We start from the raw sequence: 24,645 nt of genomic DNA on the forward strand, positions 1-24,645 counted from the left end.
CTGGAGGAGATCAGAATGAGTCACACAGGTAAAGTAGCCATTATTACCGGAGCAGGAAGTGGATTGGGTCAAGCAGCTGCACTGAAGCTGGCAGAAAAGGGCGCATCCATTGTGGTTGTTGATCTCGTCGAGGAGACTGGTCTAGCAACAGTGAAGCAGATTGAGAAGCTTGGTGCCAAAGCCATTTTCGTACAGGCCGATGTTAGCAAGGCGAGTGACGTTGAGAATTATGTCAAAAAAACCGTTGAAGAGTTCGGACGAATCGATATGTTCTTTAACAACGCAGGGATCGCAGGGCCTGGTATTAAGCTCATCGAACACACGATTGAGCAGTTCGACCAGATTATCGATATTAACCTTAGAAGCGTATTTTATGGACTGAAATATGTCATCACCGAAATGCTGAAAACGGGTGGCGGTGCCATTCTGAACACGGCTTCAACGGCAGGTATTGTCGGTGTTCCGGCAGTTGCTCCTTACGCGGCTACCAAACACGGTGTAGTTGGTCTGACTCGTACAGCCGCCATTGAGTACGGCAAAGACAATATTCGTGTCAATGCGATTGCACCAGGAACAATCGAGACGCCAATGGTCATTCAATTCGGCAAGGACAACCCGGAAGTATTCAAAGCAACCGTGGACAGCATTCCGTCCGGACGTCTTGGTAAGCCGGAAGAGATCGCTAATCTCGTTGCCTTCCTGCTTGGTGATGAAGCTCCTTATATTAATGGTGCTGTGTATCCAATTGACGGCGCAGTAACTGCACAATAATATTGCATAAAGTGAAAGAGGTCCTGTCGTAGACAGGGCCTCTTTTTTGTCTTTACTCTCCAATTTTATATTTGTCACCACGTTGCGGATGCTACGTTAGCAGCATCGGTTTCAAGAGTTAACAAGCAAGCAGATCAGGATGAAGCACGATCTAATGCGTCTACATAATCTTTGGCATCTTTAAGAGAAAGGTTTCTGGCTTCACGAAGCTTTTTAATGGCCTTGATCTTATTGCCTTGTTGAATCATTAGGGTCAATTCCTGATCCAGCTCTGACAACTCAGTTGGGTGTCCGGACGAAGATGACTGGGTGGATGATGAAACAGGATAATCCACTGAGGAACGCGGCGTTCGTTGCGTTATGCCAGCACCATTCTCAATGCGTTCCACATCCCGTTTAAGTTCATTCAGTTGGCTTTGCAGACTAATTACTCTGATAAGTAGTATTACAATTAGAAGTAATACAACAATTAAAAAAATGGTGTTGATCTCCATGATGTAGAATGCCTCTCTTTCATTACGTGTGAATCATTTTATCATTTGAGTTGAACCGGGAGTTCCTTCAGTCCCCGAACAATCATGCCGGGTCTCCACTCCAGTTCGGTAACATCCGTCTGTAGCTGTATCTTAGGATAACGGGCTAGCAATGTACTGATGGCAATTTCGCCTTCCAGACGTGCCAGAGGCGCTCCAAGACAGAGATGAATGCCTTTACCAAAAGCGAGATGCTGGCTTTTCTCCCTTGTTATGTCGAAGATATTGGCATCCTTGAATTTCTCCGTATCCCGATTGGCAGAATCAAGCGCCACAATCACAAGCTCACCTTTGGCAATGTTCTGTCCACGGAATTCAACATCCTCCAGCGCCCAGCGTGACGTACTGTATTCAACAGGGCCATTGTACCGCAGCATCTCTTCAACTGCATTATGGATAAGCTCCGGCTTCTGAATCAGCAGATCTCGCTGCTCAGGGTGTTCTAGAAGGGCCAATACACCATTGCCAATCAAATTAACCGTGGTTTCGTGGCCAGCAATAATAAGCAGGGAGACAACACCGAGTAATTCATTTTCAGTGAGTTGTTGTCCGGATTCCTCTGCGATCACAAGCTGGCTTATCAGGTCTTTACCTGGATTCTCGCGTACTTTGGCAAACCAGTCGGTCAGGTACTCGGTAAACTCCTTTGCATGCTGTTCAAACATCTCCGCGTGATCCGAACTTGATGCATCAATGATCGAATTGGACCATATGCGGAACTTGTCCTGATCCTCAACAGGTACACCCAGAATCTCACTAATGACAATAATCGGAAGCGGAAAGGCATACTCATCAATCAAATTTATTTTATCTCTGGAGCCTATTTTGTTCAGCAGATCATCGGCGATGTCCTGAATGTGGCCTCTCATATCCGCAACCAGTTTGGGGGTGAACGCTTTCTGTACAAGTCCTCTCAGGCGCCGGTGATCCGGCGGGTCGGAGAATAGCATGTTATTCACAAAAACCGTTTGATTTTCGGGTCCATATCGTTTGGCTACATCCTTACTGAAGCGTTGATCCTTGAGTACTTCGACCGCATCCTCATACCGGGTTATAATCCATCCGAACTCACCATGAGGAAACATGACCTTGAAAACAGGGTCTGTCTCTCTCAACTTTTCGTACACGGGGTAGGGGTTTTGAGTGAATTCCTTGGTAAAGAATGCCGTTTGTGACGTTTCATTCGTATTCAATTCAATTCTCTCCTCTCATCCAAGAGCTCAAATATGAAGTCCTTTGCTAAAAGGATCATATGTCTGCTTCTGCGGCTTGATACCTAATGCCTGCACCCTCTATATATTCAATATGAAGAGCGTAGAAACCTTGTTTTCGTTGAAATCGGTTTTCCTGAAGAAGAGTCGAGAAGAAGACATATCCATGGATAGGAAGATTTTATTGGAAGGAGAAGGAAAATTCAGACTGAAGAGAGAAGCAGTAGTGAATCAGTACTAGTGAAAATTTCTAAGTTAGGAGCAATCTATCATGAATGAATCACGGCTTCCTCTGAATCGTCACCAGATTCCAGCGAGTCCGCTTGTATTAGGCTGTATGCGATTTGGAGGCGAGTGGGACGGACTTCCGATCACCGATGATCTTGTACATGAAGGGCACCAAGCCGTTGAGGCTGCTCTTGAGATCGGCATTAATCATTATGACCTGGCTGATATCTATACACGTGGCAAAGCAGAGCATGTATTTGGACGAATCCTGTCCGAGAGAAAAGGATTGCGTGATCAAATCATCATTCAATCCAAATGCGGCATACGTCTTGCCCTGGAAGACGAGGGTCCGCAGCGTTACGATACATCTGGGGCGCATATTCAAGCGAGTGTTGACGGTATTTTATCCCGGCTCGGCGTGGAGTACCTGGACATTCTGTTACTTCATCGTCCTGACCCTCTCGCGCACCCTCAGGAGATTGGTGAAGCACTGGCGAAACTTCATCAATCCGGAAAAGTCAGACATTTTGGTGTATCCAACATGGGTTCGGAACAGATTCGTCTGCTGCAGCTCAATAGTTCGGTGCCACTTATCGTGAACCAGCTCGAGATGAGTTTGGACAAAATCGGATTCGTGGAAGCGGGGGTTACCGTGAACCGTCCACAAGCCAAGGACCAAGTCTTTCCTTATGGTACGATGGAGTATTGTCAGGCCGAGAATATCCAGCTGCAGGCTTGGGGGCCACTTGCGCAAGGGAGATTTACGGGCAGGGTAGTCGAAGATCAGAGACCCGAGATTGAACATACCGTCCAGGTCGTGAATAAGATTGCCAGGGAACGGGGCGTAACCGCTGAATCCATTGTACTCGCTTGGTTAATGAAACATCCAGCGGGCATTCAACCTGTGATTGGTTCAATTCGTCCGGAACGTATCCGAGCCTGCCGTGATGCTACCCGGATTGAACTAACACGACATGAATGGTATGAGCTATATTCAGCGTCCTGTGGAAGAAGAATGTAAGCAGGAAACATATGGATTTCCCATAAGCGGGAACATCTTCTTTTAAATGAGAACGAAACACAGGCCGGCGGTCTGTGTTTTTTATTTGTCTTTGTATTGATAGATTCAATACGGGTATTGTCGTCTAATGAATACATAAATGCGCTATATTCCATGTCCATAGACTTAGTTTAGAGTTCTGATAAGAGGGACGTTTCAACCATTTTTCCCGGTTTCTAAGGTGGTTCAAGAACCACTGTGATAAAATAAGAGGAATAAGAACATACGATCTGTTTTGTGGAAGGAGATTAAGGATAACGATGGAAATGCTTAAGCCGCCGGCTGAGACATTATATGAGACTGAATTACGCGCACTTCGGGAGGAAGACAAGGGAAAACGGCCCCCCAACTGGTTATTATCCCCCGCATATGTGCGAGATTTCATTATTGGCAGGGACAAACCCGCCATGTTGGATGGAGAAGAAATTCCGATTACTCGTAAATTTTATGGAAATGACGTCTTAATTGAACGTGCGGTAGTAACGCTGGCGGGCAATCGCGGCTTAATGCTGGTGGGAGAACCGGGAACTGCGAAGACGATGCTCAGCGAGCTGCTGACAGCTGCGATCTCGGGAACCAGTCTGAACACCATTCAGGGTACGGCAGGCACAACGGAGGACATGATCAAGTATTCTTGGAACTATGCGGTGCTGCTTGATAAAGGTCCATCGGAAGAGGCTCTTGTTCCAGCTCCGTTATACAGCGGCATGAAGAAAGGCATCATCACCCGTTTCGAAGAGATTACACGTTGTCCCGCTGAAGCACAGGATAGTCTGATCAGTATTCTAAGCGACAAAGTCATGAGTATTCCTGAGCTCGATGGTGGTGTGCTGTTTGCCAAGCCGGGTTTTAACGTAATTGCTACAGCAAATATTCGTGATAAGGGTGTTAACGAGATGAGTGGTGCGCTGAAACGCCGTTTCAACTTCGAAACGATCAAGCCGATCAGCAGTGTGAAGATGGAAGCGAAAATTATTGAATCCCAGGCACGAAGCCTTTTATTACATAGCGATATTGATATTGAAATTAATCCGGATGTGGTCGAGCTTCTTGCTACGACATTCATGGAGCTGCGCACCGGCATGAGCCGCGAGGGATACAAGCTAGACACGCCCCAAGCTTCCATGAGTACTGCAGAAGCCGTTTCCGTATACGTACAGAGTGCAATGACTTCATATTATTACGAGGATAAGGGAGTTGGATTGGATCGTCTGGTTCAGAACATGCTTGGAACCATTGCCAAGGAAAATGACAAGGATCTGTCCGTTCTGAAAGCCTACTTCTCCAAGGTTGTGAAGGAGCGCTCCAAAGAGGAGGGAATTTGGAAGGATTATTACGAGGAGAAAAAATGGATCGGGTAGCGCCACAAGTGGAGCCGGATGTTACCCAGTTACAATCCCTCTTTGAGTCTCAGGTGTATAACCTGAAGAATGGTACGGTTTATTTTCCAATAAGGCACCATAGCCCGGTTTGCTCTTATCATTTGTTGCAATTGATTGAGGAATACAAGCCGGACAGTATTCTGATCGAAGGACCCGAGAGCGGGAATCCATTTCTCTCCGTGTTGGCTGATGAAGCAACGATCCCTCCGGTCAGCTTGTATTATACCTATGAGAGCGAGGATGACCGCGCGGCGTGTTATTATCCGATGCTGCGTTATTCCCCAGAATATGTAGCGTTACGGGAGGCATCGAGGCTTGGCATTCCTGCACAGTTCATTGATCTCGATTACTATCATTTCTCCAACAAGGAGCAAGCGGAACAGCATGAAATATCTGTTCAGGATGAAACGCTGCTGGCCAGTTCGGACTTTATCAACCGTTTGTGTCAAAAAATGAACTGCCGCAGCTTCGACGAGCTATGGGAGAAAGTGTTTGAGATCGGCGGCTTGGAGAAATCCACACAGGAATTTGTACAGGATGTGTTCACTTATTGTACGTTATCTCGTATGTGTTACACAGCTGATCGGTTATACCGTTCCGGTGACCTTGCGAGAGAAGAACACATGCGAAGCTGCATACGTGAGGCTTCCCTGAAATATGATCGCGTGCTCGTCATTACAGGTGGATTCCATACGTACGGGCTACTGGGCTTGGAAACAGACTCGGCTTCGCAGAAGTCTTCAGACAAGCCTGGGAAGAAGAATATAAGCTCTGAATCCAGGAATTCGGTGCATCAGCAGATGTATCCCATGGTGTACACCTTTGCAGAAGCGGACCGTCTGAATGGTTACGCGAGTGGAATGCCATATGTGAATTACTACGACATGATATGGAGCGAGCTGCTCCGCAAGAAAAGTACCGCATACAACGTAACGGCAGTAAATCTGCTGTCCAAACTTACACGTGCACTCCGTAAGGGCCATGAGCACGTATCGACCAGTGACGCGATTGAGGCATACAGCATGGTTCAGGGGCTTGCAGCGCTACGGGATAAAAAAGAAGGCGGAGTCTATGAACTGATGGACGCGGCAACGTCTTCCTTTGTCAAAGGTGAGCTTACACTGGCTACAGAAAAACCGCTGCAAGAGCTCCAGCTTCTTCTGACCGGAGATGCCATAGGAAGTGTGGCCCCCAATTCCTTCAACATTCCGATTGTTGAAGATTTCAAAGCCCGCTGTGCGGTATCGAAGCTGCAGATTCGTACGACTGGTCAGCACAAGAAGGTCCTTGATCTATATGCCAAACCAGGACATCGGCAGCTTAGTCAATTGTTCCAATGCATTACCTATCTGGTTCCCGAATTCGCGAAACGCCAATCCGGACCAGACTGGATTGCCCAGCGAGATATGAATTTGGTCAGGGAAACCTGGGTCTATACCTATTCATCAAGGATAGAAGCAAGATTAATCGAAAATTCACTCTATGGTGGTACCATTAAGGAAGCGGCAACGCGAAAAATGGCAGAACACATGCAGGATATTCCGGATCATCATAGCGGTGAGCTTGCTAGATCCATGCTCCAGGCTCTGCTTATGGGTTTACAGGATACGGCAGCTCAATTGTATGATCAGGTCCGCTCTGCACTGAGGAAAGATGGAAATTTCCTTTCCCTATGCGGGAGTCTGCACATTCTGGACCGAATTCATCAGCACCGAAGATTACTTGGATTATCGGATGACAGCCATCTTCCCGAGTTGGTTGCCGAAGCCTACAATAACGCAGTGGATAAATTGCTTCAGCTCGCGAGAGCGAATCCTGATGAGCATCAGCCTGTTATACAGGGGCTGAAGCTGCTCGCGATGCTGGCGGAATCTTCCGAAGAACGTTACCGCGATGAAACCTTCAGAGCTCATCTGAATGAGCTGCTGGCAGATCACAACCTTCCGGCTCAACTCGAAGGTGTATGCCTGGCCATTTCCTCGGGACTTGGTGATCGGTCAAGGGAAGAGATCGTTGATCGTGCTCGGGGATACATTCGCGGAACACCGGATCAAATGCGGCAGACAGCGCTGTATTTACAGGGCGTGTTTTCCGTGGCACGAGACGCATTTTTATATGAAGATCAGCTGTTATCTGAGCTGAATTACATGATAGAGCAGCTGGATCATGATGAATTTATGTTGATGATCCCGGAACTAAGGCTTGCATTCACCTACTTTACACCTATGGAGACAACACTGATTGCGGATCGGGTTGCGAAGCTGCATCAGGTTCAACCTGAAGAGATGGCGATACCGGGGATCGACGAACACACACTGATTCAGGTGAAATCCTGGGATGAAGCCATCAGGAAGGAGTTTGAGACATGGAAGTTGATCTGAACAGAGGGGCGAGAACTCCTGATCCATTGAAGTCCCTTCCTGATTCCAATCAGGCTGAAACGCTGAACCGATGGCGATTGATCTTGGGAGATTCTGCTGAAGAAGGGTTATCGAATACGGATGCATATGACGCGGAGCATTTCAAGTATACCGAAATCGATGAAATTCTGGGTTACCTCTACAATCGGGAATATGGCGAAGGACAGGGATACCGAAAAGAAGGAGGACGCGGCTCCTCTAATCTTACGGTTCCAAACTGGTTGCATAAGGTCAGGGAATTATTCCCCAAGCCAACCGTGGAGCTGCTGGAGAAACAGGCACTGGATCGTTATGGTCTAACGGAGCTGTTAACTGACAAAAAACTGCTTGAGTCTCTCGAACCCAACATGAACCTGCTGAAAAACATCATGCAATTCAAAGGACGAATGAAAGGGGACGTCCTGCGGAGTGCGAAGGAGATCGTACGGACTGTAGTTGAGGACCTTCAGCGTAAACTGGAGTCCCAGACCAGAGCCAGCATCATGGGAAAACGCAGCCGTTACACACCAAGTTCCGTAAAGTCCCTGCGTAATCTTAATTTCAAACGAACCATTACCAAGAATCTGAAAAATGTTGATCGAACCAACCGCAGATTGGTGATTGATCGTCTTTATTTCGACGGTAATATCCAGCCGCATAATAAATGGAACGTCATCATTGCTGTTGACGAAAGCGGCAGCATGATGGACTCGGTCATTTATAGCTCAGTAATGGCTAGTATCTTCTATCGGCTGAATGTGCTGCGCACCCACTTGTTTATATTTGATACCCAGGTTGTCGATCTCAGTGACAGGTTGGATGATCCGGTTGACGTGCTCATGAGTGTACAGCTCGGCGGAGGAACTCATATTACCAAGGCTCTGCGTTATGGTGAGACGTTAATTGATAATCCTGGCAAAACGATCTACATCCTTGTAAGTGATCTGGAAGAGGGATATCCGATCCAACAAATGTATACAGCGTGTAAGGATATTATAGATGCCGGTTGCAAACTGCTTGTGCTCACTGCACTCGATTTTAATGGGGATACCGTCTATAACAAACATGCCGCACAAATTTTAACCAATATGGGAGCGCATGTCGCTGCAATTACCCCTAACGAGCTCGCAGACTGGATCGGCGAGATTATTACGTAATGACTTTATAACAAGGTTTTTCACTCAAAATTTAAGGAGGAATGTGTAATGCTTACTACGGATCGCGCTGTTGAGGCGTTAGTTGAGAAGTTTGCTGAGATGTGCTCGAAGGATTACTCCCTAAAAACAGATCGGAGTCAGGAAATCATTGATTATGTGCTGGGAAACACAGACAAATTCCCTGAAATGATAGGGAATTCCAGCCATTATGTCTACTACACAATTGATGCACTCATGAAGCTTGCCAAGAAAGATGATGGAGATATATTTTTCCGAGCGGGGGCTATTGTCATTCACTTGGAATCCCACTACTCCAGACGCAATTCGTGGGCTACGGATGGCTTCACCATATGTCTCGGCAATGACTCTGAAGCCTACGGCTTGAGTGGAAAGAGCAAAAGCCCAGATCGGATCGGTGGTCTGCTGTCCCGATTGGAGAAAATACGTCAGTTTGCCGGAGAAAAAGAAATTGTAGATGAACTCAAAAGCAGGCTAAGCCGTGTTCAGGTATTTGTTGAGTCCAAAAAAGGCAATGGATATGGTAACCATGAGCGGGAAATTATCGACGCCTTGCTTCTACTGAAACTGTATTCCAAGCTGAACGCTGTTCCCTCACAGGCAGCACAGTTGCAATTATTAAGCAATCACCTGCCTGAGTTACTGCAACTGGTCGTTGCTGATGATGCAGGGCAGCTCCGCCCGGCGTTACATAAGCTTATTGAGCCACTGGTTGTGTGCTCCATGCAGAGCCGATCTAATCGGTCTGTGCATGATCTGAAACCGGAATTTCTTCAGCAAAAACGAAACCGCCTGATGGAGGAGCTCTACCCGAACACTTCATTGAATAAAAAAGAACAATTGTCTCAGAATGTGTTCCATCAGACCATGATCTTGATAAGCAGCTCGTTGTTGTATCTGATCAATGTCCATGGCGGGAAGGACCGGTTCCTCGAAAACAAAGGCGAAACAGGTCAAGCTCTATTGGAGGCAATTACTCAGCTGCATGAAATCTATCCGTTTGAGACGCGCATGTATCTGATGAGCATGGATTCCAGAGTCAAAAATGCCGACGGGCTGCTTGCTGGTCTGCTTCCTCTGGATGAACCATACCAACTGATCGAGCTTATGAATAACGAATTGAATATGTATACGATATCATGGCAGTCGATTCAGTCGGCCATTATGAGTGATCCGGAACAATCCATACGAGCTTATCATATACTCAAAACCCCATACCTCAAGTTGGTTATCCAAAAGATTTTGGAAGATCACGGTAGAGAAATCCCTGATGCGGACGGTACGCTTGAACAAGCCGTTTATGCAGTACTCCGGGAGCCATTGGATGGTGGTCGCAGTGGTCTTGCCATCACACGGTATCTGGAAGGTCAGACATCATTTGAAGATTACTGGAAAGACTCAAACAGCCGCAGTCTGTTTAACAATCTGAATCGTGACAAAAAACGTATTCAGACTCTGATTGCCATCAGCTTCCTGCCAGTGGATTCAGAGGCAATGCGCCGGTTTGTAATTCTGGCTACCTATCCGGAGTGGACGCTGGATATCGTCTCAGATATGTATCGTTCCTACGCTTTCAGCGGAGAGAAGCTGCTGCAGCGTTATGGGCAAGATCCGGAGGTACAGCAGGATAAGCTGTTGACCAGTTTGATCTCGCTAAACGGTATGACGGATTACAGGTACAAAGCAATGCCTCAGGATGAGTACCGCCGGATTATTCAGCAAAACCTCGACTATGCTCTGGGACAGTATAAAAAGCTCCCAACGGACACACGTATTTTAATTTTGGAGATTACCTTCGAGCAACGAAGTGAACTCAAGACGGAGAAACTTGCCGAGGCGATTCGCGCGGGACTGCAGGATTCATCCAAAAAAGCCAACAGTCTCGCATTATCCGAATTCAATCGTGTACCTGATCCGGAACTGTTTACAACAATCTATCGTTCAGAGAAAAAAGCAAGCGTGAAAGAAATGGCGCTTAGCGCCATTCGCAGCCTGGATCATAATAAAGAGCTATATCGTGAGCTTCTGGAGGGTGAGAAGTCGGCGGAATGGAAGAACTTGATTCAAATTCTGCTGGATACCGCAGATCAAAGCCCGGAATATGCGCATGCTGCACTTGCTGATCAGGCGGATGCCAAAAAGCTGGCTAGATTTAGTTGGTTATCCCTGAAGGACTTGCCTTCTCTTATTCGTTCCGAAGACAATCAACCTTTGGATGAGCGAATCAAGCAATATATTCTGGTCCAATCGGTAGATCATACATCTGCACCGAACGAAAGGCTGAATGAACTGCGGGAGTATGTAGACGAAGAATCGTTATCTCGATTCGCGACTGAGCTGCTCCAGTTATGGATTCAGGACGGTGCACCTGCGAAGGAGAAATGGGTGATGTATATCTCGGCGCTCTTTGGCAGTGTGCAAATCGTTCACATTCTGACGCCTCAGATTAAGGAATGGACCGAAAACAGCCGTGGAGCTATTGCGGCAGATGCTGTGAAAGTACTCGCTTACCTGAAAGAGCCATCTGCTCTCATGGCCATTGATAAAATTAAACGCAGCGTCAAGAACCGTCAGGTGAAAGGCGCGGCAGAAGAAGCGCTGCAGCTTGCGGCCGACAACTTGGGACTTACACCGGAACAGTTAGAAGACCGGCTTGTAACTACGCTTGGTTTTGACGAGTCAGGAACGATGAGGCTGAGTTACGGTGAGCGTTCATTCCTCATTAAAGTGAATGGGGATTTGCAGGTCGTCGTTCTGAACGAAGAAACGGGTAAAACAGTGAAAAGCTTGCCCGCACCAGCACAGAAGGATGATGCAGAGCTCGCTGCGCAATCCAAAGCACGTTTTACGCAGCTGAAGAAAGATCTCAAAACCATGGTGGGCATTCAGGCACAGCGCCTGGAGGAATCATTGTCCAAGCAGCGTCTGTGGTCCGCTGAAGAGTGGAAAGCACTCTTTGTTGAAAATGTGATCATGCAAAAATTCGCTGTAGGTCTGATCTGGGGGACATATGAAGATGGTCAGCTGAATAGCACATTCCGCTATATGGAAGATGGCACCTTTAATACGGTGGATGAAGATGAATATGAACTGCCTCTGAATACACAGGTGGGACTCGTACACCCTCTTGAACTTGAAGCATCCACCCTGGACGGCTGGAAAACACAGCTTGAGGACTACGAAGTGAAGCAGCCTTTCGAGCAGCTTAACCGAGAAATTCACCTGCCTGAGGAAGAAGACACCAAGCTTGAGGAGTACTCCCGACTTCCGGAATCGGAATTTTCACCGACCGCTTTCCCGAAAGCACTGGAGAAATTCGGTTGGATCAAAGGGCCGGCCATGGACGGCGGCTGGTATCATGAATTTTACAAGGAGTACGATGAATACGTAGCTGAACTGCGTTTCAGTGGTACCAGTATTACGTATTATGAGGGGATGGACGATATTACGCTTGAATCTCTCCATTTCTTCAGACCGGAGAACAAGAGAAGTTATTACTACAGCAATAACAAAAGCATTGCTCTGGGTCAGATTCCGGGACGCGTCTTCAGTGAAACGCTCTACGATATCCTAAGAGCGTCGGGGCGTTGATTGCGTGAGTGAATTCGAACATAAATTCAGGGCATTTTCCAAATTGTGCACAGAAGACTACCTCATAAGGTATGCAAATAAGGGATTGTACAAGAGGTCTTTGAAAGACATAGATAACGGTGTAAGTGTGAAATACTCGTGGAATGAATCTTCAGTCAGCTGTCAGCTGAGTGATGGAACTCTCTGTACGCTGGAAAGTACGCTCGATCACTGGGATTGCTCCTGTCCGTCAGATCACATCTGCAAACATGTTCTAATCTCGATTCTGTATTATCAGCGTGAATATCAGACGGATGAAAATGCTGCGGGGCAAGATATTCAGGCCGAGACAGTTCCATTAACTGAAGCGACTGACAATAAATCAAATTCCAGTTCGATTGCTATCGATGCAGAGGAGTTAACACCGGGTAATGTCTCCCGTTTCCACTGGATAACTGAGTCTGACCTGTCAACGTTAATCCAATCGTATAGCTCCTCGATGATCGAAGAGGTTTGGTTCCGGCTGAAGTATCCCGAGCAGATCGAAATTCTGGAGGATTCTCTTCTTACCGTGCGGCTTGTAAGACAAAACATCGAGGTTTCATTCACTCAGGAACCCAGTCTCGCAAAGGCACTGTGTAAGGTTAAACAAACGGCTGGAAATATGGCGAAGCTGGAAGCCTTGCTCCGATATCGCAGACAACAACATGTGGACGATGAGAATGTCTTGAGTGGACGAATATATGATACCAAGTTCTCCATTCAAACCGTCCGTGAATGCCGGAGCATGCTTGCCGATCTGTTAAAAACGGGGCTTGCCAGGCTGCCACAGTCCTATATGGCCCAGCTGGAGACACTCGCTGTAGCTGCGCATAGTGGTAACCTCCCTGATGTTGAACGAAGTTTACGGGGAATTCAGGGTGAATTAGAGCTATTTTTCAATCGACATATTCGTTTCTCCATGCAAACCATGCTTGATCGGGTGACCAAGCTGTATCTCGCATTGCAGGTTTTGGAGCAAGAGCGTACTTCAGCTTATATGCAGAGCCAGCTTATTGGCAGTTTTCGCAGTAAGTATTACACAGTTCCGCAGCTACATCTGTATGGTTTAGGAGCAGATGCATGGGAAACCAGATCCGGTTACCGGGGCATTACGTATTATTTCTACTGTTTTGAAGACGAAGAAATATACACGTACAGTGATGTGCGAGCTGTTTACTATGACGACAATTCATTTTCCTACGCAGAGCATTATGGGGCGTTTACCCCTTGGCACACCAACGTGACCTTCCGTCAATTTGCCGGGGAAGAGCTGCAGTTCCAAACGGTAAAAGTGAACAACGACCGCAGGCTCTCTTCAGGGGAGGGTGCGAAGCTGGAACTTATGACGCGAACCAAAGTGGAAGATGTGAACCTGGGTAAGTACATGCAGGATGTTCCTTCTCTACTTCTTGAGGATTCAAGGACATTTGAGCTATTTACCAACCCGAAGGAGCATCTTGCCATCCTTCGGGTTGCCCGGATCGTAGATCACAGCTTTGACAAACGAACTCAACAACTTATACTTACCATTGAAACGGAAGAAGGGGAGCTTCTTCAGCTAACGCTTCCTTACTCCATGGACTGGCACATGATGATCCACCGTCTTGAGTCAGGATACGGAGCCGCCTCGCTCGAACACTTTTATGCTTTTGTTCGAGTTGAACAGAGCAAATTTTACCCGATCAGCTTTTTGAAGGGACAACGGGTAATCAGCCTGAAATTGGATATAGGCTATGGAAGGACGGGTAGACTTGGAAGACTATAATCAGTTCATGCAGCAGATCGGCGGCTGGGCAGAAGAATTGCTGCTGCGCGGAATATCCCAATTTACCATGAAGGATGTAGGCGTGTTAGAACAGTTTCTAGTGGAGATCAAACGGATTCAACTGACATTCCTTGAGGAAATTGTAAGGCTATTGATTGCGGAAGGACGCAGCCTGGCTCTTGGTAATGGCAACGAGGAGCTTCTGCTGAACCATTATTGCCGCTTAACCCAATACGTACAACTAAGCATTCAGGAAACATCCTGAAGCATTGCGAAAGATTTGCAGAAGCGAGTGCCTCTGCAAATCTTTTTTATGGAGAGAGCATTACTTGGTTACTTCACTGGATTTATACAACTCCGTATACCATACACCTTGTTGCTCACGATTCAGTAGTAATATTCGCTTAGATGTCATATCCCGGTTTATGATGCATACCATTAGGCGAATGCGGTCATAAGGGAGGAAACAGACATGTCGATGAGCGAGCCACTGTTAACTCAAATCGTAAAACAACAACTTCCGGCCGGCGCTAATGTCGTCACTATACTTAAACCTGTCGAACATCCAGCCATCTATGCGGCAGATCTCACCGGAGACGGGATGCCGGAGATCGCTGCGGTTTATAAACTGGATGGAGAATTAACCTTGTTGATTTTGAAATTTGTGCAAGGACAATGGACGAAGATGTCGGTCACCAAAGGATTGGGGTATAACGCAACCTTGCTGACGGCTGCACCCGTAACATCCACGGCAAGAAACAATCTTATTGTCGGATGGCAGCTCGGTTCCATCTGGTCCAAACTTGCTGTATATGAATGGACAGAAGCAGGGTTAACGGACGTAGCACCAGCTGATCTATATTTCAGTCATGCTGAGATTATTGATATGCCCGGTCAGCATGGAAGAGATGGGAAAGTGGAGATAGCCCTTTGGACACATGATACCGGGGAGGCTTATCAGGTTGATATTATCCGGTGGCAACATGGGAAATGGGTACCTGCCACAGACGTATACATGTATTACTTTCCCAAGGTTGTGCAGTACTACGAACAATTAACTCAGCATTATCCGGACTACACCTTTTACTGGTATTATCTTGCCGACGCGCAGTATCGCGCCGGGTTATTACCGGCTGCTCTGATTTCAGTTCAAAAAGCGCTAAGTTTCAACGAGCCTTACCCATCGCGGGAAGCGCTGCTTGAATTGGAGAAGCAGATTAAACAAAGTATGGGAGGTAGTCATGTACGTGAAATCACCTGGTTATTCCCCATTTCGGTAAGAACGATCCAGGGAACCCGGTGGGGCTATATGGATGCACAAGGTCGGATCCGGCTGGAACCCGTACTTGATGACGCTCGTGATTTTCAGCCGAATGGCCTGGCTGTAGTTGTGAAGGATGGCAAGGCTGGTGTGATTAATCTGAATGGCCAGTATGTTGTTCAGCCTGTATATGATTCCATTAATTCATTCGAAGAAGATCGGGCAATTGTGATTGACGCTCAAGGCTTTAAAATGATCGACGAACAAGGTCATGTGCTCACGAAACGGGCTTATCCCTTTATCGCAAATATGAAGGATGGGCGAGCGCTTTTCTATGATACTTCCGGAGGTCAGGCAGGTGGAGATGTCAGTCGTTACGGCTACCTGGACGCTGCTGGCAATGAGGTGATCCGAGCACAATTCGTCTCAGCCTATGATTTCAGCAACGGAAAAGCCGTTGTTCAGATCAAAGACAATGAGTTCGCACTCATAGATCGTAATGGAAACCGACTGGCGACTTACCCTTACGCGTATGTGGGACCGCTAGGAGACGGTTTACTTGCTTTCCAGAAGGAGACACCCGGAAAATACGGATATATCGATGAACGAGGTCAGGTCCGAATTGAACCTAAATTTACTACAGCACTTCCTTTCAGTGGTGGGCACGCGATTGTGAATACAGCAGAGGACTATAAATCCACTTATGGTGTCATTAACACGCAAGGAGCTTTTGTCATTCAACCGGCTTACAATGATATCCGAGATTTAGGGGAGCAGCGTTTTGCGTTGGGGCAGGCAATCGATCCGGAGCAGCCTTTCATTGGCTCATTGTATGCGATTGCAGATGCTAATGGCAGGAGACTTACAGAGTTTATTTACCGGGATGTAGGCGACTACAAAGGGGGGCTCGCTTCTGCATCGGATGGAAGACAGACGGTTCTGCTTGACCTGAGCGGACGCCCAGCACCAGGATATCCCCGTGTAGAAGGTTCCGGTACACTTGAAGTAGTAGCGCCCGATTTGATCAAAGCAAACGTTGATCAGCGTCTTTTGTATGTCAATCGAGCCGGACAGATCATCTGGCGGCAAAATACGATCGTTCCCCTTCAGCCACCTTACCGTGTTCGTGAAGAGAAGTATAAACCCAATATCGATTATCTGGTTTATTATCCGCAGGTGGAAGGTTTAACCGACCAGGCCGCACAACTGGCACTTAATTTGAAATTGAGGAACTTGTCTCAGGTCAAACCGATTCCTGCTGACCAAAAGCTGGATTACAGCTACACAGGGGATTTTGATATTACATTTTATCAGCAACAGCTGCTTCAGCTGCAGCTTACGGGATATAACTATCCATTTGGTGCTGCACACGGTATGCCTACGATGATCTATGCCATTATTAATCTAAGCAGCGGGCAACTGTATGAATTAAAGGACTTGTTTAAGCCGAATAGTGACTACGTGAAAGTATTAAGCCAGATCGTTGGAGATCAGATCAAAAATGATCCTCAGTATTCATATGTATTTCCGGATACCTATGAAGGAATTAGTCCGGATCAGCCATTTTTTGTGACGGCAGACGCGCTGCATCTGTATTTCAATCCTTATGAGATCGCTCCCTACGCAGCTGGATTTCCGACGTTTACAATTCCTTTTGTGCAGATTAGGGATATCATCAATACCGAGGGTTCGTTCTGGAAAGCGTTTCATATGTAATTTTAAATTCATAGCGTATATATGTGAGGCCATAATGCTAATTATGGCTTCTTTTTTATTTCATGATATGGAAAGTGTGCAAAATGGTTTTTTATACGTCTATGCAGTATGTATCTTGAAGTAGGTGGCTGTCTGTTAAGTGCAATCCCAACCCACTGATAATTAATGGACGCTTGTTTTGACAACATTACCTCAGACGAACACTACACTAGCCTTGATGATTTAATGGAGCGTTTATTTATACTATCTGAAGATTTACGCACATAGATTGAATTAATGTCCTGGTAAAGGAGTTTTTTCAATTTTAACTAGTTTGGAGGAAACATCTTGTATAAAGCTGGTTTTTGGATAAGGCTAGGTGCAAGTATTTTAGATGGTATTATTATTGCGCTGCCTTTGATGGTTATCGCAGGGCTCATTACAGGAAACTTTGACAGTGATGAACCTATAGCGCAAATATTAAGTGCATTATATTCCATTGTATTGCCGGTATTCTGGTATGGGAGAACCTTAGGAAAACGCATCTGCGGTATTCGAATTCAAAGATACGATACACATGAGCCCCCTGGAATTGGAACCATGGTGATGAGAGTAGTTGTTGCTGGACTTGTATATGGAATAACTTTTGGCATTGGTTTTATTGCAAGTGTCATCATGGTTGCTGTTCGTGAAGACAAACGTGCCTTACACGATTTTATCGCAGGTACCGAAGTCGTTTGGGACTGAAAACCAGAATTCGAGCTCTTGCGGAATATATTCGTTATAAGTCAACATGAGGTTCAGAGCATAAAGCGTATCAAAATTTTCATTTGAGGCTTAAATCCTTCTTAGTGAATGGTTAAACTGTAGGGGGATGCTGTTCACAGGTATGGTCATACGATACCATATGGTACAACCGAAACACCGATCCTCTCTGCAAAACCAATTAAAGGATTCGAAGGATTAGCCGAGTAAAGCAGTACCGGTCTGAAGAGTCGCAGGTAAAACGGCCAGCGCAGGCGGAAGCGGGGAGTACGGCAAGTGTAAATGAATGGAATCTGCCGATTCACATGATCGACCTGTTCCAGATGGTCTGCAGATGAAAAGAGGAAATCCTTGCAGTTGGAGCTTGAGAAACAGACCGAGTGGGGCAGGTAAGCATTTTTCAATGTCTATAATGGACATACTCGACTTATTTTGATTTGGAAATTAATTAATGTTAATGTTTACCAATAGATATAAATTAATTTGGTCAGTCATAAACAATACGCTAAATTCGAATTTACACCGGCTATGGTCAAGGAAACGATCAATTCCTGGAACAGCATTATTAAATGTTAGGCAGACGAAAATTAAAAACAGATCAAATATTAATCCATATAAAATTAAAAATTTCTCGGGGGTCATAAATTTAAAAAGGCACATTTATCCATGTGAATGAATGGTTGTATGCCTGAAAGATTTGAAAGCAATTTTTAAAAGCCAGTAAAAAAAACAGACAGATAAAAGAAAAGACAGATTAAGAACAATAGTGAATTAGAATAATTGGTCGTTCCAAAACTTTTAATACTACTGTTTCACAAAACTCGTATTTTGTACATATGTATAGGAACATGATTCCAATGCCAATGCCATTATCTGTCTGTTCTGTCTGAGGACAAAAACATTGTTCCTTAAAGGACAAGAACATTGTGTCTCCTCTTTCTTACAACAAAATAACCGTTAAATCATCATACCACAAGATTTAACGGTTTTAATAATTTAATTTCTTCACATATGCTTTAATTGATTTTTGGAGTATCTTTTTATCCTCATCAGGTGTTCTGCCTCTGAGCATTAGCGCAACTGCTTGCTTGGTATATAAGAACTCATTTTTTTATGTTGAGTCGAATATTTACATTTTGATATATGCATTCCTATTTGTTAAACAGTGTCGTCTCAATATTTTCAACATGATGGTACTCGACGTAAGTTCTTAACTCATCAGTACTACATTTGAGAGCAATTTTCGGAAACGCCCGATCTCTCATTTTAATGACTTCTTTCCAAGAAGGAACACTGATCTCTTCACATCCCTTCCCTGCTATATCAAATCATGCACCGAAGAAATTTTCACTGAATTGGGTGACTAATTTCTCAAGAACCCTTTTATTAATACTATTGTGCATCTTTATTTGATAATTTATAAGTTGTGTTGTAAAGTGCTCTAAATGCTCTTCAATTAATAAAGGTACTTTAGTAGAAATCAATTCATTATTGTAAGGATTAAATCCATAAAAACTCTCCTCCATCAATAATGATTTTCTCCTAAAAACATAGGCATATAGCGACTTCAATGGGACCATGTTCTTGTCCCTCGACACTTTACGTTAAATCTACTGAATGCCCGAAAATATTTGATTTACGTGCTTTCTTAAGACCTGGTTTTTTACGCTCATAAAGAAGCACAGGCCATTATCAGCCTGTGCTCTATATTACTTCTATTAAGATAATCGTTTATCTACACCATATTGATAGGGCACACCAAGATTTTCTCTTAATGTCTCTCCATCATAATCTTCATGGAATACACCACGTTCCTGTAAGATAGGGACCACTTCTTCTACAAAACGTTTTAAGTCGGTTTCATAAGCATCTGGTAGTATCCAAAAGCCATCTGCTGCGCCACTTTCAAACATTTCAGTTAGGTAATCCGCAGTTTCTTTTGCATCACCTAATGTTGCAGGATGGTAATCAATCACAGAATGATAAATGATATCGCGTAATGTCCAACCTTCACGCGCCACCTTTAAAACATTCTCAGCACGAGGATCAGAGTAACGGCCGATTTTTACCTTATCTAAAAGTTCTGGTGCGATTGGGCGTTCTAAATCTTCAGGAGTGAAGCTGATTCCTAATATCATTCCGATATGAAATGCACGTTGTTGTACTATATTTTCATCCATAAAACTTGCGTGACGATCTATTGCTTCACGTTTAGAATTAGCAACAACCGGCATGAGTCCTGCGATAAATTTAATCTCATCTGGATTTCGACCCGCGTCTATCGCAGCCTGGCGTAGTGCATTCCTTGTAGCAATACCTTGTTCTATCGTCCACACTTCACCAATCATTGCACTCGCATAGCGTCCTGCAAACGCAATACTATTTGGAGATCCACCAGAGTGAAAGATGACCGGTTGTCCTTGTGGTGAAGGTGGAATTGGCAAGGCTCCATTTGCCTGTATATGTTCACCAGATATATAAACAGGTTTTACTTGGCTATAATCCGCAAATACACCGGTTTCTTTATCAGCTTTTAGAGCATCTTCTCCCCATGTTGCCCATAAGTGCTGTACAGTTTCTACGAACTCATAATGACGTTCATAACGTGATCTACTATCCATTAGTTTTACACCAAAGTTTTCCGCTACCTTTGGACTTGATCCCGTAACAGCATTCCAAGCAATACGTCCACCACTCATTAAATCTATCCCTTTAAATTGACGTGCTAAAGTAAAAGGATTATTCCACTGAGTATGCACAGTTGACGCCACACCAATGTGTTTTGTTTGTTGTAATATTGCAGTGGCAGTAATGATAGGTTCAAGCGTCATCGATGGCACCTCCCTGTTATCATCGGGTATTGCTCCAGGGAAATCACCTACAAATATAAATTGAAATTTACCTTTTTCAGCAAGTTGAGCATAGCGAATATCTGCATTAATATCTGGATAAGTAATCGCATTGACACCCTCACTTTTCCAAGCTTTAGCATTTGCACCGTATGCCCCTGTAAATCCTAAACCAAGCAACATTTTTTTTTCAGACATAAATAAATCCTCCTAATTTGTTTTCATATCGTATCTCCTTGCTAATATGACTCAAAAATAAATAGACAATAACGAGTCAAACGTTCTATAACTATCTACAATCTTTAATCTTATATTTCCTAATCATTTAATCTGATCTGATTCATTTAAAATACGTGGGTCAACGCCTAGCTGATAATCTAGATTCATATTTTCTCGGAGTGTGTTACCCATGTAGTTTTCTGGACGCAAGCCACGTTCTTGTAAAACAGGAATAACTTGATTTACAAAGTCGGATAAAGCATCACTAAGTCGATCGGGAACTATAACAAAACTATCGGCTGCGCCTGCTTCAAACCATTCTTGTAAATAATCTGCTACATCTTCAGCAGTCCCCACCACACCAGGCGTATTATCTAGAACACCGTGAGCAATAATATCTAGCGGTGAATAACCCTTTTTAGCGAGTCGAATCGCTTGAGTTGATTTATTAACGTGGGGATTCTGTTGTAGCGCGCGGAGTTGATTAGACTTTAATGGTTCGTCTACAGCTGATTCAGAAAGTGGGACACCTAAGAGCATTGAGAGATGTCTCAATCGTTCTGGTAAATCTTCTGGATTTTCCATTGCACGTCTCCGGTCTAGTGCCTCCCGGCGCGTCTTTCCTAGTCCAAATGTGAAAAAGGTCATAAATTTAATTTCATCCGCATTTCTCCCCGCATCTTGCGCTGCTGAACGAAAAATTTCTCGTAAACGAACAGACTCTTCAATAGTATTTGGCATTCCAATGATTGCATCGGCATACATACCAGCTGGCTGAATTCCTGAATTACTAGCTGCTGGCATTACCAAAATCGGTTGCCCTTGTGGTGAAGGAGGTGCCTGCAAAGGACCACGAGCCCCTACATATTTCCCTTGTAAATTAATTGGCTGGATATACTCATGATTTAAGAACACGCCAGTCTCCTGATTAGGCTCACCTGCTTCTTTCTTCCAACTTCCCCATAATGCTTGTGTAATCTGAACCACCTCATGAAGACGTTGATATTTATCTCTACTATTAGGTACACTTTGGCCATAATTGGCAAATGCATCAGGTTCAAAACTAGGAATGACTTGCCATCCCACTCTCCCTTTGCTGATTAGATCTAATGCACGAAGCTGTCGAGCTATCGTGTAAGGTTCATTAAAGGAAGTAGATAATGTTGGAATCAATCCGATATGTTTTGTGTGAGCAGCAATTGCCGATAATTGGACAATAGGATCGATCGGAAAATTAACAATACCGGTAAAACCAAGATGTAAAAAAACTCTGTCCGGCATAAAAATATAGTCAAGTCCCCCATTTTCAGCAATTTTTGCATATTTAATTTGTTCATCAATATTAATGTAAGTTAATGGGTCTGTTTTCTCAGAACGCCATGCATTTGGATGATTTCCATAGAAATCTGACATAGCAACTCCGATAGTCATGTGTTTTGTTTTCATAATAATCTCCCTTCAAATATCGCAATCATATTAATTCTCTAACATATCGTTAAATATCGATATGTTAGAGAAGTGAAAAACAACATGTCTTCCTCCTGTAAAATCAATAAAATTATTTTATAGTTTCTTTAATAGTTAAAAATTCACCGTAAGATTCTTGGATAGATTTTAACATTACGACCATTGATTCCAACAAAAGCTGTACCTGCTCAAAAGTTTTTGGCTCAATTCGTTCAGGTATGTCTACTTTCAAAAAGCCTTCATAAAAGCATACCCGTACGAAGACCGCCGTGTTATATTAAGGATTGTGTGTCTAGAGCTATTATGCTTTCATCAATTCAGCGAATAATGTGTATCCTTTTAATCGCGTAAGCTGATCTGCATAAAAATCCGCGACCATAATCTCGTCGATGAGTGCTGTACGTTCAAGTTCTTGAATTTGTGTTTTAACTTGCTCGGGATTCCCAATAATAAAGCGCTCTTTATTTTGTTCACGGATGGCTAGTTCAAGCGGAGTAAATTCATAGTTAGCAGCTTCTTCCACCGATAATAATTGCAGTTCTTCTGTTTTTGAACCCTTATACATTCTCATCCAGCTAATTTCAGCGGGTAATGCCGCTAGCTTTGCCTCTTCCTCAGTGTCAGCCACGAAAATAAATTTCGATAAAATGCTATATGGCTTTTCTTCATGACCTTGCGCTTCAAAGTGATGTTTATATTGCTTTAATAATTGAACGTCTTGACGAGGGTTTAATTGACCTGCAAAAGCGAATTTCAAACCAAATTTTGCCGCTAAGCTTAAGCCACCATCGGATGAGCCTAGCATAAACATATTTGGCTTATACGGTGCACCAGGAATGTTTAGCTCTTGTAATGGATGACCTACTGGGAAGGATTTCGTTAAATGATAGATGATCTCTTGAATCTGATCAGCTGTATTTACCTCAATCATTTTCTCCCTCGTCATTTGGAGTGCAATTTTTGCTAAAAGGTCTGTACCAGATGCACGTCCCATGCCTAAATCCACACGATTTGGAAACGCTGCTTCTAATATTGCAAAGTTTTCCGCCACTTTATAAGGGCTATAATTAGGCAACATAATGCCTCCTGCCCCGATGTTCATATTTTTCGTTAATGTACCTGCGAGCATCATTAATAAATCTGGTGCCATACTAAAAATTGTCGTTGCGTTGTGATGCTCTGTAAACCAGTAGCGTTTATAGTCTAAAGAATCTGCTAATTCCAATGTTTCTTTTGTATTTTCTAGTGCTTGTTGCGGGGTTTCTCCCTTAAAAATATGCACGTAATCAAGTATTGAATAATTCATATTGTCATCTCCAGTTTAACGGCCTTTAGTTAATTTAATTGCTTGGCTAGTTTTCTTAATTTTTTTCTGCATAATGTTACGGTATAAAAGTTAAATCTAAATTTCCTCTTAACGTATCTGCCTGATAATCAATTTTAATTCGGATTGATTTAAATTATTTAGCCTGCTAAATAAATGAGTTTAGTTAGCATACTAAATATGATCATAGGAGAAAACTTAGACTAAGTTACTCTCCATTTGCTTCAAAAGCCGCCTTAATAATAAGCGATCTTCCGGTGAAATTGACTGCAGTAATTTTTCTTGCTGCTCTCTCCATTTGGATTCAACCGGTTTCTCTAATTCTCTGCCTTTGTCTGTTAGAAAAATCCGCATAACCCTTGCATCATGTTCATCACGTTTACGGTATATAAACCCATTTTGCTCTAGTGATTTAACCATATTGGTTACCGTAGGTGGTTCGCATTTTAAATGTTCACAGAGTTGCATTTGTGTTACCCCATCGCCTAACCACAAACGAGAAAGCAAATTATCTTGACCTACATAAAGGTTAAGTTCCCTCAATGATTCGCTATAATCTCGACGCATTTGGGAAGAAACTCTATCTAACGACTGACGAATATCACAGTCCACTGTATCTGTCATTAATACATCTCCTCAGCCAGTCAACCAGAAATAGTTAGCCCACTAAATATAACACGGTGATATTTTTGTGTCAACAGGGGGCAATTACCTTAATTCAACAAGGGATCTGATGCCATCATCGTGATATAATAATTATCTGTTGCATCGTAGGCAGATATTCACATGGCTACAACGTTCCCCCTTCTTTTTCACCACCCACGTTATCCTGCCCGTTAGCTTAATTAAACAAATAAAATATTCTAATCGATATTGATACCATGTTCCCAATTTTTTCAGCAATGGAACTGAGTTCTTGCCTTCAGAAA

General features: G+C 44.1%; 17 protein-coding genes. 10 read left to right on the forward strand and 7 right to left on the reverse strand.

The genetic code is table 11. The annotated features are described in order from the left end of the window. Nucleotides 1-15 precede the first annotated feature (15 nt). On the forward strand, nt 16-771 hold the full coding sequence (locus AC3RCI_RS14995; RefSeq protein WP_127540066.1) for an SDR family NAD(P)-dependent oxidoreductase: 756 nt from the start codon (nt 16-18) through the stop codon (nt 769-771). A gap of 134 nt (nt 772-905) precedes the next feature. Here the strand turns inward: AC3RCI_RS14995 and AC3RCI_RS15000 are convergent, their stop codons facing one another. Continuing rightward, a complete protein-coding gene (locus AC3RCI_RS15000) occupies nt 906-1,265 on the reverse strand; it encodes a ribosomal protein L7/L12 (RefSeq protein ID WP_492525180.1) in 360 nt (119 codons plus the stop codon). A 41-nt stretch (nt 1,266-1,306) separates the two neighbouring features. Continuing rightward, a complete protein-coding gene (locus tag AC3RCI_RS15005) occupies nt 1,307-2,497 on the reverse strand; it encodes a cytochrome P450 family protein (protein ID WP_492525182.1) in 1,191 nt (396 codons plus the stop codon). A gap of 289 nt (nt 2,498-2,786) precedes the next feature. Between AC3RCI_RS15005 and AC3RCI_RS15010 the strand changes: the two genes are divergently transcribed. From AC3RCI_RS15010 to AC3RCI_RS15050, 9 genes are all read left to right on the forward strand, one after another. Then, on the forward strand, nt 2,787-3,764 hold the full coding sequence (locus tag AC3RCI_RS15010; RefSeq protein ID WP_492525184.1) for an aldo/keto reductase: 978 nt from the start codon (nt 2,787-2,789) through the stop codon (nt 3,762-3,764). A 299-nt stretch (nt 3,765-4,063) separates the two neighbouring features. Beyond that, nucleotides 4,064-5,164, forward strand: coding sequence for an ATP-binding protein (locus AC3RCI_RS15015; protein ID WP_492525186.1), 1,101 nt, complete (start codon nt 4,064-4,066; stop codon nt 5,162-5,164). Then, nucleotides 5,125-7,566, forward strand: a complete 2,442-nt coding sequence (locus tag AC3RCI_RS15020) for a DUF5682 family protein (RefSeq protein ID WP_492525188.1) — start codon at nt 5,125-5,127, stop codon at nt 7,564-7,566. The genes AC3RCI_RS15015 and AC3RCI_RS15020 overlap by 40 nt, the downstream gene beginning before the upstream one ends. After that, nucleotides 7,551-8,741 (forward strand): VWA domain-containing protein, encoded by a 1,191-nt coding sequence (locus AC3RCI_RS15025; RefSeq protein WP_492525190.1) that lies wholly within the window; start codon nt 7,551-7,553, stop codon nt 8,739-8,741. The genes AC3RCI_RS15020 and AC3RCI_RS15025 overlap by 16 nt, the downstream gene beginning before the upstream one ends. Before the next feature lie 48 nt (nt 8,742-8,789). Continuing rightward, nucleotides 8,790-12,350, forward strand: coding sequence for a DUF4132 domain-containing protein (locus AC3RCI_RS15030; protein WP_492525192.1), 3,561 nt, complete (start codon nt 8,790-8,792; stop codon nt 12,348-12,350). A gap of 100 nt (nt 12,351-12,450) precedes the next feature. Continuing rightward, complete coding sequence (locus AC3RCI_RS15035) at nt 12,451-14,136, forward strand: hypothetical protein (protein WP_492525194.1); 1,686 nt, start codon at nt 12,451-12,453, stop codon at nt 14,134-14,136. Beyond that, the gene (locus tag AC3RCI_RS15040) at nt 14,123-14,401 is read left to right on the forward strand and encodes a hypothetical protein (RefSeq protein WP_492525196.1); all 279 of its coding nucleotides are present in this window, start codon (nt 14,123-14,125) and stop codon (nt 14,399-14,401) included. The genes AC3RCI_RS15035 and AC3RCI_RS15040 overlap by 14 nt, the downstream gene beginning before the upstream one ends. Nucleotides 14,402-14,608: 207 nt before the next feature. Further along, nucleotides 14,609-17,113, forward strand: coding sequence for a WG repeat-containing protein (locus AC3RCI_RS15045; RefSeq protein WP_492525198.1), 2,505 nt, complete (start codon nt 14,609-14,611; stop codon nt 17,111-17,113). Nucleotides 17,114-17,440: 327 nt separating this feature from the next. Beyond that, complete coding sequence (locus AC3RCI_RS15050; RefSeq protein WP_492525199.1) at nt 17,441-17,839, forward strand: RDD family protein; 399 nt, start codon at nt 17,441-17,443, stop codon at nt 17,837-17,839. 1,346 nt (nt 17,840-19,185) lie between these two features. Here AC3RCI_RS15050 and AC3RCI_RS15055 read toward each other — a convergent pair. The 5 genes from AC3RCI_RS15055 to AC3RCI_RS15075 form a co-directional block, all read right to left on the reverse strand. Continuing rightward, nucleotides 19,186-19,386, reverse strand: a complete 201-nt coding sequence (locus AC3RCI_RS15055) for a hypothetical protein (protein WP_492525201.1) — start codon at nt 19,384-19,386, stop codon at nt 19,186-19,188. 189 nt (nt 19,387-19,575) lie between these two features. Next, entirely contained in the window at nt 19,576-20,904 is a 1,329-nt protein-coding gene (locus AC3RCI_RS15060; RefSeq protein WP_492525203.1) for an NtaA/DmoA family FMN-dependent monooxygenase, read from the reverse strand. A gap of 123 nt (nt 20,905-21,027) precedes the next feature. Then, a complete protein-coding gene (locus AC3RCI_RS15065) occupies nt 21,028-22,371 on the reverse strand; it encodes an NtaA/DmoA family FMN-dependent monooxygenase (protein WP_492525205.1) in 1,344 nt (447 codons plus the stop codon). Nucleotides 22,372-22,693: 322 nt separating this feature from the next. Beyond that, nucleotides 22,694-23,698, reverse strand: a complete 1,005-nt coding sequence (locus AC3RCI_RS15070) for an MsnO8 family LLM class oxidoreductase (RefSeq protein WP_492525207.1) — start codon at nt 23,696-23,698, stop codon at nt 22,694-22,696. A gap of 216 nt (nt 23,699-23,914) precedes the next feature. Next, nucleotides 23,915-24,340: a MarR family winged helix-turn-helix transcriptional regulator gene (locus AC3RCI_RS15075; protein WP_336781546.1), complete on the reverse strand. Its 426-nt coding sequence runs from the start codon at nt 24,338-24,340 to the stop codon at nt 23,915-23,917. Between the last annotated feature and the right edge of the window lie 305 nt (nt 24,341-24,645).

This window comes from Paenibacillus sp. MT124, assembly GCF_058792755.1.